This window comes from Azospirillaceae bacterium (genome assembly GCA_028283825.1).
GTDB lineage: Bacteria > Pseudomonadota > Alphaproteobacteria > Azospirillales > Azospirillaceae > Nitrospirillum.
Window position 1 is genome coordinate 1514997 of record JAPWJW010000001.1, and the last position, 14126, is coordinate 1529122.

The 14126-nt window shown below is 69.3% G+C and carries 12 protein-coding genes; 8 read left to right on the forward strand and 4 right to left on the reverse strand.

Features of this window, described 5'->3' with window-relative positions; all coding sequences use genetic code 11:
- Positions 1 to 30: 30 nt before the first annotated feature.
- The 7 genes from PW843_06130 to PW843_06160 all read left to right on the forward strand — a co-directional run bounded on the left by PW843_06130 (position 31) and on the right by PW843_06160 (position 9545).
- Entirely contained in the window at positions 31 to 1209 is a 1179-nt protein-coding gene (locus PW843_06130; GenBank protein ID MDE1146191.1) for a fumarylacetoacetate hydrolase family protein, read from the forward strand.
- A gap of 57 nt (positions 1210 to 1266) precedes the next feature.
- Entirely contained in the window at positions 1267 to 2025 is a 759-nt protein-coding gene (locus tag PW843_06135; protein MDE1146192.1) for an SDR family NAD(P)-dependent oxidoreductase, read from the forward strand.
- Between the two features lie 24 nt (positions 2026 to 2049).
- Entirely contained in the window at positions 2050 to 2919 is an 870-nt protein-coding gene (locus PW843_06140; GenBank protein ID MDE1146193.1) for an SMP-30/gluconolactonase/LRE family protein, read from the forward strand.
- Positions 2912 to 4690 (forward strand): dihydroxy-acid dehydratase family protein, encoded by a 1779-nt coding sequence (locus PW843_06145; protein ID MDE1146194.1) that lies wholly within the window; start codon positions 2912 to 2914, stop codon positions 4688 to 4690. Before PW843_06140 ends, PW843_06145 begins: the two co-directional genes overlap by 8 nt.
- Before the next feature lie 186 nt (positions 4691 to 4876).
- Positions 4877 to 6337 carry a D-xylose transporter XylE gene (gene xylE / locus PW843_06150; protein MDE1146195.1) on the forward strand — a complete coding sequence of 487 codons (1461 nt, stop codon included), beginning with the start codon at positions 4877 to 4879 and terminating at the stop codon, positions 6335 to 6337.
- Positions 6334 to 7365 carry a galactose mutarotase gene (locus PW843_06155; protein MDE1146196.1) on the forward strand — a complete coding sequence of 344 codons (1032 nt, stop codon included), beginning with the start codon at positions 6334 to 6336 and terminating at the stop codon, positions 7363 to 7365. The genes xylE and PW843_06155 overlap by 4 nt, the downstream gene beginning before the upstream one ends.
- Positions 7366 to 7604: 239 nt before the next feature.
- Entirely contained in the window at positions 7605 to 9545 is a 1941-nt protein-coding gene (locus PW843_06160; protein MDE1146197.1) for a tetratricopeptide repeat protein, read from the forward strand.
- Here the strand turns inward: PW843_06160 and PW843_06165 are convergent.
- Genes PW843_06165 through PW843_06175 form a run of 3 tightly spaced genes read right to left on the reverse strand, consistent with a single transcriptional unit; the run spans position 9542 to position 12181 of the window.
- Positions 9542 to 11290 carry a tetratricopeptide repeat protein gene (locus tag PW843_06165; protein MDE1146198.1) on the reverse strand — a complete coding sequence of 583 codons (1749 nt, stop codon included), beginning with the start codon at positions 11288 to 11290 and terminating at the stop codon, positions 9542 to 9544. The genes PW843_06160 and PW843_06165 overlap by 4 nt on opposite strands.
- Complete coding sequence (locus PW843_06170; protein MDE1146199.1) at positions 11283 to 11552, reverse strand: tetratricopeptide repeat protein; 270 nt, start codon at positions 11550 to 11552, stop codon at positions 11283 to 11285. The genes PW843_06165 and PW843_06170 overlap by 8 nt, the downstream gene beginning before the upstream one ends.
- A complete protein-coding gene (locus tag PW843_06175; GenBank protein ID MDE1146200.1) occupies positions 11549 to 12181 on the reverse strand; it encodes a hypothetical protein in 633 nt (210 codons plus the stop codon). The genes PW843_06170 and PW843_06175 overlap by 4 nt, the downstream gene beginning before the upstream one ends.
- A gap of 163 nt (positions 12182 to 12344) precedes the next feature.
- Between PW843_06175 and torT the strand changes: the two genes are divergently transcribed.
- A complete protein-coding gene (torT, locus tag PW843_06180) occupies positions 12345 to 13505 on the forward strand; it encodes a TMAO reductase system periplasmic protein TorT (protein ID MDE1146201.1) in 1161 nt (386 codons plus the stop codon).
- A gap of 83 nt (positions 13506 to 13588) precedes the next feature.
- On the opposite strand, the gene PW843_06185 is transcribed toward torT, so the two are convergent.
- Positions 13589 to 14065 (reverse strand): MucR family transcriptional regulator, encoded by a 477-nt coding sequence (locus PW843_06185; GenBank protein ID MDE1146202.1) that lies wholly within the window; start codon positions 14063 to 14065, stop codon positions 13589 to 13591.
- Between the last annotated feature and the right edge of the window lie 61 nt (positions 14066 to 14126).

The following is a 14126-nucleotide window of genomic DNA, read 5'->3' on the forward strand; positions in this document are numbered from 1 at the left end:
GGCGATAACGCACCTTGGGAGGAGTTCCAGATGGGGTACCCGGTCGAAACGCCGGCGCAGTCGACGCGCGACAGCATTTTTCCTGATGACAGTGCCGATGCGCTGTTGGTCGGCCGCATTGATTCGGGCGAGGGCCCGACGCCGGTCCTGATCCGCGACGGTGAGATTTTCGATCTGTCGGGCGTGGCCCCGACCGTGTCCGAGCTGATGAACCGTCTGGCGCCGGGCGAGATCCCCACCGGCAAGTCCATCGGCCGCGTCGCCGACTGGGACCTGAACCCCACCTGGGCCGGCGGCACCAAAGGGGCGAAGCTGCTGACCCCCATCGACCTGCAATGCATCAAGGCCGCCGGCGTGACCTTCGCCGTGTCGGCGCTGGAGCGCGTGATCGAGGAGCGCGCGCGCGGTGATTCCGGCAAGGCGCTGGAAATCCGCCAGGCGCTGTCGTCCCGCGTCGGCACCGACCTGCGCCTGGTGAAGCCCGGTTCCGACCAGGCCGCCCGCCTGAAGGAGGCGCTGATCGCCGACGGCCTGTGGTCGCAGTACCTTGAGGTCGCCATCGGTCCCGACGCCGAAGTGTTCACCAAGGGCCCGACCCTGTCCTCCATGGGCTGGGGTGTGGAGATCGGCGTGCGCGCCGACAGCCACTGGAACAACCCGGAGCCCGAGGTGGTGATCCTGTGCGACGGCCAGGGCCGCGCGCGCGGCGCCACGTTGGGCAACGACGTCAACCTGCGCGACTTCGAAGGCCGCAGCGCCCTGCTGCTGTCCAAGGCCAAGGACAACAACGCGTCCTGTTCCATCGGCCCCTTCGTCCGCCTGTTCGACGACAAGTTCACCATCGATGATGTGCGCCAGGCCGTGGTCCGCCTGAAGGTGGTGGGTGAGGACGGCTTCATCCTGGCCGGCCAGAGCACGATGTCGGAGATCAGCCGCGACCCGCTGGACCTGGCGGCGCAGACGCTGAACAAGAACCACCAGTACCCCGACGGCTTCGCCCTGTTCCTGGGCACGCTGTTCGCGCCGGTCGAGGATCGCGACGCGCCGGGCCGTGGCTTCACCCACAAGACCGGCGACATCGTCAGCGTTTCCAGCCCGCGCCTGGGCACGCTGGTCAACAAGGTGGTGCCCTGCGACGTGGCGGCCCCCTGGACCTTCGGCCTGACCGACCTGATGCGTAACCTGGCCCGTCGCGGCCTGTTGAACTGACCGGGCGGCGCCCCGCGGTGCCTCCCTTTAACCCCTTATTTTTGGGCCTGAAATCATATGACGCACGCCATTTATCCTAGCCTGCGGGGCAAGCGGGTTGTCGTCACCGGCGGCGGCTCCGGCATCGGCGCCGCCATCACCGAGGCGTTCGTCCGCCAGGGGGCCCAGGTGTTCTTCCTGGACATCGCGGAAAAGGATTCCCGCGCCCTGGAAGAGAAGCTGTCCGGCGCCGACCTGGCGCCGAAATTCCACCAGTGCGACCTGACCAACCTGGCCCAGCTGAAGGCCACGCTGGAAGAGGTGCAGAAGACCGGCCCGGTCGATGTGCTGGTGAACAACGCCGCCAACGACGACCGCCACGCCCTGGAAGACATCACCCCGGAATACTGGGACAACCGCATCGCGGTGAACCTGCGGCACATGTTCTTCGCCACGCAGGCGGTGATGGGCGGGATGAAGGCGCAGAAGAGCGGCGCCATCATCAACTTCGGTTCCATCTCCTGGCACGTGGCCCTGCCGGAACTGCTGATGTACCAGACGGCCAAGGCTGGCATCGAAGGCATGACCCGCTCGCTGGCGCGCGATCTGGGTGAGTTCAACATCCGCGTCACCTGCGTCGTCCCCGGCGGCGTGCGCACGGAACGCCAGATGAAGCTGTGGCACAACCCGGATGAGGAAGCCCGCATCCTGGGCGCCCAGTGCATCAAGGAACGGGTGGATCCGCCGCACGTGGCCGCCATGGTGCTGTTCCTGGCGTCGGACGACGGCCGGATGTGCACCAGCCACGAATACTTCGTCGACGCCGGCTGGCGCTAAGCCGTTACGGGAGCGGGGATGGGCATGAGCGTCGAACCGAACTGCGTCTGGGCCCTGGGGGCGGAGTTGGGGGAGGGGCCGGTGTGGTCCCCCCGCGACAACGCCCTGTGGTTCGTGGACATCAAGAAGCGCCTGATCCACCGCTACCGCCCGGGTGAGGCCTCCAACCGCAGTTATGGCGCGCCCGACCAGCCGGGCTTCGCCCTGCCGCACGTCGGTGGTGACCTGGTGGTCGGTTTGCCGGGCAAGCTCACCCGTTTCGATAGCGAAACAGGTGTGTTCGAGCCGTTGGTGGCGGTGGAATGGGACCGGCCGGGCAACCGCCTGAACGACGGCTTCGTCGACGCCCTCGGCCGGCTGTGGTTCGGTTCCATGCACGACGCGGAAGAGGCGCCAACCGGCGCGCTCTACAGCTGGACCGGCGCGCTGCGTCAGCATGTCGACGGCATCGTCATCACCAACGGCCCCTGCACCAGCCCGGATGGCCGCACCTTCTATCACACCGATACGCTGGCCAAGACCATCAGCGCCTACGACCTGTCGCCCCAGGGCGTGCTGTCGCATGGCCGCGTGCTGATCACCATCGAGGACGGGGCGGGCTGGCCCGATGGCACGGTGGTGGATGCCGAGGGCTGCCTGTGGGTGGGCCTGTTCGGTGGCTGGGCCGCCCGGCGCTATTCGCCGGCGGGTGAGTTGCTGCAGGTCGTGCGTTTTCCCTGCGCCAACATCACCAAGCTTGCCTTCGGTGGCGATGAGGGCTTGGATCTCTACGCCACCACCGCCGCCAAGGGCTTGAGCGCCGAAGACCGCGCCGCCCAGCCGCTCGCCGGCGGCCTGTTCCACTTCAAGGCTACCGTGCCGGGCCAGGCCCCGGCGGAGATCGCGTATGGTTGACCGTTCCAACATCAGGTTCCGCTCCCGCGACTGGTTTGACGCGCCGGACCGGATCGACATGACCGCGCTGTATCTTGAGCGCTTCATGAACTACGGCATCACGCCGCAGGAACTGCGCTCCGGCAAGCCCATCATCGGCATCGCCCAGACCGGCAGCGACATCTCCCCCTGCAACCGCATCCACCTGGAACTGGCCAAGCGCGTGCGCGACGGCATCCGGGATGCGGGCGGCATTCCCATGGAATTTCCGGTCCACCCGATCTTCGAGAATTGCCGCCGTCCCACGGCCGCCATGGACCGCAACCTGGCCTATATGGGCCTGGTGGAAATCCTCTACGGCTATCCCATCGACGCCGTGGTGCTGACCACCGGTTGCGACAAGACCACGCCGGCCGGCATCATGGCCGCCAGCACCGTGGACATCCCGGCCATCGTCCTGTCGGGTGGCCCCATGCTGGACGGCTGGCACGACGGCGACCTGGTGGGATCCGGCACGGTCATCTGGCGGTCGCGCCGCAAGCTGGCCGCCGGCCAGATCGATGAGGAAGAGTTCCTGGAGGCCGCGGCCTCATCAGCGCCCTCCGCCGGCCATTGCAACACCATGGGCACGGCCAGCACCATGAACGCCGTGGCCGAAGGCCTGGGCCTGTCGCTCACCGGCTGTTCCGCCATTCCAGCCCCCTATCGCGAGCGTGGGCAGATGGCGTACGTCACCGGCCTGCGCATCGTGGACATGGCCTACGAGGATCTGCGCCCGTCGAAGATCCTGACGCGCGACAGCTTCCTCAACGTCATCAAGCTGGTGGGCGCCTTGGGCGGGTCCAGCAACGCCCAGCCGCATATCAACGCCATGGCCCGCCACGCCGGCGTGGAACTGTCGGCCGACGACTGGCGCGTGCACGGCTACGACATCCCCCTGCTGGTCAACATGCAGCCGGCTGGTAAATATCTGGGCGAACGCTTCCACCGTGCCGGCGGCGTGCCGGCCGTGATGTGGGAACTGTTGCAGGCCGGCAAGCTGGCGGGCGACGCCGCCTCCGTCACCGGCCATACCCTGGCGGAAAACCTGGTGGGCCGCGAAAGCCCGGACCGGGAGATGATCACCCCCTATGACGCGCCGCTGAAGGAACGCGCGGGCTTCCTGGTGCTGAAGGGCAATCTGTTCGACTTCGCCATCATGAAGACCAGCGTGATCTCGGAAGAGTTCCGCCAGCGGTACCTGAGCGAGCCGGGCAATGAGGGCGTGTACCAGGGCCGGGCCATCGTGTTCGACGGGCCGGACGATTATCACGAGCGCATCAACGACCCGTCGCTGAACATCGACGAACGCTGCATCCTGGTGGTGCGCGGCGCCGGCCCCATGGGTTTCCCCGGCTCGGCCGAGGTGGTGAACATGCAGCCGCCCGACGCCCTGCTGAAGGCCGGCATCACCAGCCTGCCCACCATCGGCGACGGCCGCCAGTCCGGCACGTCGGACAGCCCGTCCATCCTGAACGCCTCGCCCGAGAGCGCGGTTGGCGGTGGTCTGGCCTGGATCCGCACCGGCGACACCATCCGCATCGACCTGAACAAGGGCGAATGCGACATGCTGGTGGACGCGGCGGAGATTGAGCGGCGCCGGGCCGACGGTATCCCCGCCACCCCGCCGACCCGCACGCCCTGGCAGGAGATGTACCGCCAGACCGTGGGCCAGCTGGAAACCGGCGGCTGCATGGAACCGGCGTTGAAGTACCGGGGTGTCGTGGCCCATCCGCCGCGTCACAACCACTGAGTGCCAGACCGGCGGCCGTTTGGTCGCACGGGGATATAATCGGATGTGCGCCAGGGCGTCTTTTGGTTAAAAGGACGCCCTGGTAATTAAGTTATGTCGTGCGATTCACGGCCCAGGCGTTCCGCCTGAACCGATCGCACTCCAGAAAATCGGCGGGTCTGTTGCGGCCCGTTTGGGAGGAAACCAATGGGCAGTAAACAAGGCGCCCTGTCGCTGACGACAGGCCTGACCCTGATCGCCACCTTGGGCGGTCTGTTGTTCGGGTACGACACCGCCGTCATTTCCGGCGCGATGGATAGCATCGACGTCAATTTCATCAAGCCGTTGAACCTGGCGGAAACGGCGCACGACAGCCTGATGGGCCTGACCATCTCCAGCGCGCTGGCCGGTTGCGTGGTCGGCGGCCTGGTGGCCGGCAAGCTGGCCGACCGCTTCGGCCGCAAGCCGACGCTGATCATCGCCGCCCTGCTGTTCCTCATCTGCTCGCTGGGCTCGGCCGTGCCGGAGTTCGGCCTGGGCGCCATCGGCCAGATGGGCTCCGACGCGCTGACGCCCTTCAACATCTACCGCATCATCGGCGGTGTCGGCGTGGGCATCGCCTCGCTGGTTTCCCCCCTCTACATCGCCGAGATCGCGCCCGCCGAATCCCGCGGGCGCCTGATCTCCTTCAACCAGATCGCCATCGTCGGCGGCATCGTCGGGGTCTACTTCGTGAACTGGGCCATCGCCGGCCTGGGCGATGAGACCTGGCTGCACAGCATGGGCTGGCGTTTCATGTTCGCGTCGGAAGGCATCCCGTCGCTGCTGTTCGCCGTGCTGCTGCTGCTGGCCCCCGACACCCCGCGCTACCTGGTCATGAAGCGTCGTGACAATGAGGCCCTGGCCGTGCTGAAGCGCCTGGGCGGCGCCACCGATCCCAAGACCACCCTGGTCGAGATCGAGGAAAGCCTGGTGGTGACCAATGAGCGCCTGTTCGCCTTCGGCGGCCTGGTGGTGTTCGTCGGCATCCTGCTGTCGGTGTTCCAGCAGTTCGTGGGCATCAACGCCGTGCTCTACTACGCGCCGCAGATGTTCAAGAACATGGGCATGAGCAACGACAGCGCCCTGTGGCAGACGGTCATCGTCGGCATCGCCAACGTCGGCTTCACCCTGGTCGCCACCTTCACGGTCGACCGGCTGGGCCGCAAGCCGCTGCTGATCGCCGGCGGTCTGGTCATGGGCGTGTCCATGCTGGTGCTGGGCACGCTGTTCGCTACCAACCAGTTGGGCCTGGGGGCGCTGCTGGCCATGCTGGCCTACGTCGCCGGCTTCGCCTTCTCCTGGGGCCCGGTGGTCTGGGTGCTGCTGGCAGAGATGTTCCCCAACGCCATCAAGGGCAAGGCCCTGGGCATCGCCGTCGCCGCCCAGTGGATCGCCAACCTGGTGGTGTCCTGGTCGTTCAAGGTGATGGACGGCAACTCCGCCCTGAACGCCGCCTTCAACCACGGCTTCGCCTACTGGGTCTACGGCGCGTTCAGCTTCCTGTCCGCCCTGTTCGTCTGGCGCCTGGTGCCGGAGACCAAGGGCCGCACCCTGGAGGCCATCCAGGAACTGTGGACCCACAAGCCGCTGGATTCCGGTGTGCAGGTGGAGACGGTTCGGTCATGATCGACGGCTTCGGGACGACACGGGACGGCACACCGGTCCGGGCGGTGACGCTCGGGTCGCCGGACGGCCTTCAGGCGCAGGTGCTGACCTTCGGCGGCATCCTGCGCCAGTTGACGGTGCCGGGTCCCAAGGGGCGCCGCCCCTTGGTCTTGGGTCTGCCCGACATCGCGGCGTACGAGCGGGACGGGGCCTACCTCGCCTGCCTAGTGGGGCGCTATGGCAACCGTATCGCCGGCGCCCGCTACACCCTGGACGGTCGCACCGTCCAGTTGGTGGCGAATGAGGGGGCCAACCAGTTGCACGGCGGTCCCGGTGGTTTCGGCCGCAAGGTCTGGCGTCTGCAGGACTACCAGGCGGGCCCCGAGTCCCGCCTGGTGCTGGGCCTGACGTCGCCGGATGGGGAGAACGGCTTCCCCGGCACGCTGGAGGCGACGGCGGAGATCACCGTCGCCGGCCAGGACCTGACGTTGCGCTTCACCGCCATCGCCGACGCCGACACGCCGGTCAGCCTGACCTGGCATCCCTACTTCAACCTGTCGGGCGACCCGCAGGTGGCGGCCGACCGCCAGATGCTGCGCCTGCGCAGCCATCGCTTCCTGCCGGTGGGCCCCGGCATGATCCCCACCGGTGTGCTGGAGGAGGTGGCGGGCACGGCGTTCGACTTCCGCCGGCCGCATTCGGTGACGCCGCGCCATACCCATCCGCAGATCGCCCAGGCCGGCGGTTACGACCATTGCTTCGTGCTGGACCAGGGCCGGGACGGCGTATGGGGCGATGAGGCCGCCGACTGGGCGGCGACGCTGTCATCCCCTGATAGCGGCGTCGCGCTGCGCCTCCACACCGATCTGCCGGCGGTGCAGTTCTATGGCGGGCAGGGGTTGCCGGGCGCCCATCCGGACCTGGGAACCGGCGTCTGCCTGGAACCCCAGGCCTTCCCCGACGCGCCCAACCAGCCCTCATTCCCCAACGCCATCCTGCGGGCGGGACAGCGCTACAGCCACCACATGCGCTTCCACATCACTTGGTGAACCGATACGCGCGACATTTGAACGTGGCCGTTCAAATGTCGTCCCTCAAGCGCCGGGCGGGCGCATCCGCGCCCTTGGCTTCCTCAGTTCAAGGGCGGCGTCACGCCCTAAAACTTCCGGCGGACGCCGTCGCGTCCTACAGCGGCACGAGTCAAAGTCTCGTGCCGCTGGTTCCCAGGTGCCGTCCTGGGTGATATCCCTGTCAGGATTGCGACCGTCACTGTCCTGCATGGGATTTCATGGCCAAGTCCCCCCGTTTCCGTCCGCCCCCCGGCCCAGCCGGCCGTACGCCGCCATCACAGCCCGCCTGGGTGCGGGACTTCCAGGCGGCGGTCGCGGCCCATAATGCCGGCCGGCTGGATGAGGCGGAGGGGCTGTATCGCGCCGTCCTGGCCCGCCAGCCCACCCATGCCGACAGCCTGTCCTTCCTGGGCGTGCTGCTGCAACAGCGCGGCGGTGACCTTGAAGAGGCGGCACGCCTGACCGGTGACGCCCTGGCCCAGGATCGGCGCAACCCGGCCTATCTGATCCACCACGCCAACGCCTTGCAGGCGGCCGGTCGCCTGGATGAGGCCAAGGCGGCCTATGATCGGGCCCTGGTCATCAATCCCCGCTCCGCCGATGCCCTGACCAATTTGGGCTGCATCCTGCGGACGCAAGGAAGCCCGGCGGAGGCGGAGCCCTATCACCGGCGCGCCCTGGCCGCCGATCCCAACCATGCCATCGCCCACCAGAACCTGAGTGCGGCCCTGTCCGACCTGGGCCGGAAGGGGGAGGCGGTGGAGAGCATCGTCGCCGCCATCCGCCTGAACCCCGGCCTGGCGACGGCGCACCAGGGCCTGGCCGCCCTGATGATCGACCTGCAGCGCTGGGGCGACGCGGTGACGGCGCTGACCCATGCGCTGCGCCTGGCGCCCAACGACGCCACGATGCTGTCGGCCATGGGCACGGCCGTGCTGGGCCAGGGCCAGGTCCAGGAGGCGCTGGAATGGCAGCGCCGGGCCGCCGCCGCAGCACCGGACAATGCGGATTACCAGTTCAACCTGGGCAACAGCCTGGTGGCGGCGGGCGATCCACGCGCCGCCGTGGAGGCGTTCCGCGCGGCGATGCGCCTGCGCCCCACCCATTTCGCCGCCGCCACCAACCTGTCGCACGCCCTGGCCCAGTTCGCCGGACCGGAGGAGCGCGAGGCCCTGCTGACCGAGGCGTCGGACGGGGGCAAGCTGGCCGCGGCGCGTTTCAGCCGCGGCGTGCTGCGCCTGGAACAGGGCAATCTGCTGCAAGGTTGGCCCGACTATGACGCCCGCTTCATGGGTGACCTGGCGCGCCATGGCCGGCGGCTGGACATACCCCTGTGGCAGGGGACGGACATTCCCAACCGCACCGTGCTGATCTGGCGCGAACAGGGCATCGGGGATGAGATCATGTTCGCCACGGCCCTGGCCCACCTGGCCCGCCGCCATGCCCGCATGCGTTTCATTTTCGAATGCACCGATCGCCTGGCCGGCCTGTTCACCCGCGCCTTCGCCGACCGGCCTAACCTTGAGGTCCAGGTGGAAACGGGGGGCGACGCAGGCGCTGACATGCACCGCTCGCTGGGCGGCGTGTCCAGCCTGCTGCGCAACCGGCTGGCGGGTTTCGTCCATACGGTCCTGCCGCTGAAGCCCCGGGAGGATCTGATGGGCGCCTGGCGCGCGCGGCTGGACGGTCTGCCGCCGGGTCTGCGCGTCGGCCTGTGCTGGCGCAGCCGGCTGCTCACCCGGGATCGCTTGGGCTCCTATCTGCTGCTGGAGGATCTGGCGCCCCTGTTCGGGCTGGCCGGCGTGCAATGGGTGGGCTTGCAGGCGGGGCTGGCGCCGGAGGAGCGGGCGGTGCTGGACCAGCGCGGTTGGCACCTGCACCAATGGGATGATCTGGACCTGGTGAACGATCTGGAGGGCGTGGCCGCCCTGTCCGCCACCCTCGACCTGGTGGTCAGCGTGCCCACGGCGGTGGGTGAAATGGCGGCGGCCGTGGGCACCCCCACCTGGCGCCTGGCGGCCGGCCGCGACTGGACGGCGCTGGGCACGCCCGTCCGCCCCTGGTATCCGGCGCAACGGCTGGTGACGCCGCCACCGGGGCAGGGTTTCGCGCAGTTACCCCAGCATGTGGCCACGCTATTGCGCAGCCTGGTGGCCTAAACCCCCAAACGCGCCAGGTTGGCCGCCGGCTTGTCGTAGCCGGGTTCCAGGCGCAGGGCGGTGCGCCAAGCGTCGGCCGCCGCGTCCCGTTGGCCCAGGGCCAGCAGGACCGCGCCCAGGCTGTTCCAGGCCTGGGCGAAACCGAAATCCTCCGTCACCGCCTGGCGCAACAGTGGTTCCGCGTCCGCCGGACGGCCGGCCTGGTGCAGCAGCAGGCCCAGCAAGTGCAGGGCGTCGCCCCGTTCGGTTCCCGCCTGTGGCCCTTCCGCCAGCAGACGGCGATAGGCGGCCTCGGCCTCATTGGCCCGGCCGGCCTGGTGCAGGGCCAGGGCGTCGGCCAGGCTGGGCAAGGCGGGATGATTGGGCGGTGTTGCCAGCGCCGCCAATTCCTTGACCAGCCGGGTGATGATGTCTATTGCCGACTCGCCCGGTGCCGGGGCGGCGACACGCATGGCCGGGTACCAGGGCCGGACGCGCGTGCCCAGGGCGCTCCAGTCGTCCTTGGGGTTGGACAGGCGCCAGGTGGGGGTGCCCAGGGCGGCGGCCATCTCGCCCACCGAGGTCGCGGCCGTGACCACCAGGTCCAGGGCGGCGATCAGGGCCGCGACACCGTCCAGGTCATCCCGCAGGTCCAGGTCCGGCCAGTCGGCCAGGACCATGCCCACGCCCTGGGCCGATGCCATTTCCGTCGCCACGGCGGCCCGGTTGTATTGCAGGTTGACCAGGTGCACGCCCGGCAGCCGTGCCAGGGGCAACCAGCTGGCCAGCGTGGTGTAACCGCCGGCGCGGTCGGCGGTGATCAGGCCGCTGGTCCAGCACAACCCGACCTTCAGGCCCGGCCCCAGGGCCGCCAGCCGGTCGGACCAGAACGCGACCTTTGCGGGATCGGCCTTTAGGAAGGGGCGCGCACCGCCGAACCGGTTGAGGCTGGGCCGGCAGAACCGCGCCAGGCTGCCGGTGGGCAGTTGGGCGGTGGCATCGGCGGTGCGCGGGTCGGTGCCGTCATTGTCCTTTGGGCGTCCCACGACCGTGACCGCCGGGAAGGAGCGGGCGAACAGCGGCACCAGCCGGGCATCGCATTCCAGCATCACGCGCGTGCCGGCGGCGCGGACGCTGTCGCTGAGGCCGGCGGCCAGGTCCGGCACCTGGCTGGCGAACAGGATTTCATCGCCCAGCCCCTGTTCGCCCCACAGCAGCAGGGTGCGGCCCAGCAGGCTGTCGCCCTGCCAGACGGGCAGGGGGAAGCTGCGCCGGACGGAGGGGAAGGAACTGGCCCGCCAGCGCGCCTCGTGCAGGTCCCAGGCCTCGGCGCTGGGGCCGCGCAGCAGCAGCAGGCGCGCCAGGTTGAAACGCGCGTCGGTGGCCAATTGCGCCTTGGCATCGGTCTGGGCCAGCACCTGGCGCAAGGCCGCCTCGGCACCGTCGATATCGCCCAGGTGCCGGAGGCAGAGGGCCATGTCCATGCGGGCGCCGCCATGGGCGGGATCCAGGGCCAGGGCGCGGTCCAGTGCCGCGCGCGCCGCGTGCCATTGCGCCTGGCCCACCCGCATGTTGCCGAGGTTGCTCCAGGGCCCGACATAGGTCGGGTCCAGCGTGGCCGCCCGATGCCAATGGGCGGCGGCCTCATCGAATTGGCCCTTGTGGCGGGCGACCAGGCCCAGGCCGTTTTCCGCATCCGCCGCCAGGGTTGCATCCAGGCCGGGCTGGGCCGCCAGATGGGCGTAGGCGACGCCCGCCTCATCCATGCGCTCCCGGCGGCGCAGCAGGTCCGCCAGCGTGGCCCAGGCGGGGCCATGACCCGGCAGCAGGCCGGCGGCCTTCTCCGGCCGCCGCCAGGGCCGCGTCCAGCCGCCCCAGGCCGTCGCTGACCAGGGCCAGGGCAAGCCAGCCGGCAGCGTCGCCGGGTGCCAGTGCCAGGGCGTCCCCATAGGCGGCGGCCGCCTCCTCCAGCCGGTTCTGCCGGGCCAGGCTGTCGGCGCGCGCGCGCTGGGCGGCGGCCGTGCTCATGCCGCCGCGTCCCGCTGCTGCTGCAGGGCGCGCAGGGCCGCCAGGAAGCGCTCCGCCGCCAGGTCGGCCGGCCACGGCTCCCACGGGGTGCCGGCGAAGCCGGCCTGCAAGGGATCGTCGTCCAGCGGCTGGTAGGGGATCTTCAGGGTATGGCGGATCTCGTCGTGCGACCAGCCGACCACGTGCAGGGCCTCGCTGGCGGCGGCCACGCGGTCGGCGCGCTTGTGGTTGCGTTTGGTGGTCTGGTTCCAGGCGGGGATCTGGTAGCGCAGAGTGATGGCCCCCTCCAGCCGCGCGGCCAGCGCCTTGTACTCCGGCCCCAGGAAGGGCTTGAGGGGGGAAATGGCATCGAAGCCCAGCAGGCCCTCGTCCGCGTCGTGCAGCAGTTCGCGCAATTCCGCCGCCGGGCTCAGCGGCTTGGCCGCCTGCGCCCGCGCCAGGGCCAGCACGGTCAGGGAATGCTGGGCCACCGACAGGGGCAGGGGCCAGCGCGAATGGCCGCCCCAGCGATAGGTGCGCGCCAGGCCCATGGCCAGGTCCTCGTCATCCCAATCCAGCGGTGTGGGCGCCAGCAGGTTCAAACGCCGCCGTGAGGGCAGTCTGACCCAGGCCCGTGCCTCCACCGTCATGCCATCCTCCCGCCGGCCCGGCCGCCGATGGCGGGCACTCCCGCAACAGATAGCGCGGCGGCGGCCCCGGGCGCTAGGGGCGTGGGCATGGCGCCGCCGCATAAGTCTTTCAACCCGGCACCAAGGGTGTCAGCATGCCGCTGGGGTTAAGCCGGGGGGCGTAATGAGATGGTTGAAGGGACGCGGCGGACGGGCGCCCGCGCTGCTTGCGGCGGCGGCGGTTTGCGCGGCTCTGGCCGGTCCCGCCCGGGGCGGGGTTCCGCCGGGAACCGCCACCGATTCCACGCCGGAGGCCGCTGAGGCCTGGCCCGTGGCGGCGGTGGGCAGCGACGGCCACCAGGCGCCTTACACCCCCTTGGCGCATGCCGCCCGGCCCTGGCGCCTCTGCGCCCTGCTGCCGGGCACGCAGGACAAGTTCTGGTGGGGCGTGTCCTGGGGCCTGGCGCATGAGGCGGAGCGCCTGGGCGTCACCATCGGCATCTACCAGGCGGGCGGCTACGACAGGCTGGACGTCCAGAAGGCGCAGTTGCAGGCCTGCCGCGGCCTGAAGGCCGACGCCTACATCCTGTCCGCCATCAGCACCGACGGCCTGGACGGCGACATCGCGGCCATCGCCGATCATCATCAGCCGCTGGTGGACCTGATCAACGGCGTCGGCTCCCCCTACGTCAGCGCCCATATCCTGAGCAATTTTCACGAGAATGGTCGTTTCGGTGCCGAATATATCCTGGATCACCGCGCCGCTTGGGAGCGGGCGTCCGGCCATCCCCTGAAGGTCGGCTGGCTGCCGGGGCCCGACGGCGTGGAATGGGCCAATGCCATGGAGATTTCGGCATTGGCCATCCTGCGCCGCGCGGGCGTGGCGGTCGTGCACGGCGGCTACGGACCCACGGCGCTGACGGCGCAGATGGATCTGGTGCGCGCGCTGTTCGAGCGGGAACCGGATTTGGACGTGGTGTTCGGCAACGCCGTGGCCATCCAGGCGGCGGCCAACTTCCTGCGGTCCCGCCACAACACCACGACCCGGCTGGTCGCGACGTACAGCACCGGCACCGTCATCGACCTGATCCGCGATGGTGCCGTGGACCTGGCCGCATCCGACAGCCCCATCCTGCAGGCGCGGGTGGCCGTCGACCTGGCGGTGCGGGCGCTGGAGGGCAAGCCGCATGGGGTGTGGAACGTCATGGCGGTGGACCGGCTGGACCGCGACCACCTGGCCGGCTACGACCTGTCCCGGGTGGCGGTGCCGGATGGCGACCGTTTCCAGCTGCGGCCGCTGCCACCACCGGGACAGTCCCTCGCGTCCCCCCGCCTCGGCTCCTAGACCCCAAAAGAAAACGGGCGACCCCATTACAAGGTCGCCCGTTTTTCTTCAGTCCTTTTCCGCCACGGTGATGGCGGCGGGACTTATTCGGCGGCGGCACTGCCCCGACGGCGCTTGCCGGCCGGCTTGTCTTCCGTCCGCGAACGCTGACCCAGGCCGATGGCCTTGGCCAGGCCCGAGCGCTGCTCGGCATAGTTGGGGGCGACCATGGGATAATCGGTCGGCAGGCCCCACTTCACCCGGTATTCCTCCGGCGACAGGCCGTAAGCCGTCCGCAGGTGGCGCTTCAGCATCTTCAGCTTGCGGCCATCTTCCAGGCAGACGATGTAGTCGGGCGTGACCGACTTGCGGATGGGCACCGCCGGGGTCAGGGGCTCCGCCGGGGTTGTGGCTACCTCTTCCGGGGTAACCAGACGCCGCAGGGTATCGTGCACCTGCTTAATCAGATCCGGCAAGGCGGTGGGGGCCAGGCTGTTTCCAGCAACATAGCTCGTGACGATCTTTCCAGTCAGGGCGATGATCTGCAGGTCGTCATTGGAATCGGTGATCGGTTGTGTCATGTCCGGCCCTGGCGTTGTTTGTCACTTGTTGCAGGTTTTGTTGAACAGACTATAGCCGAAA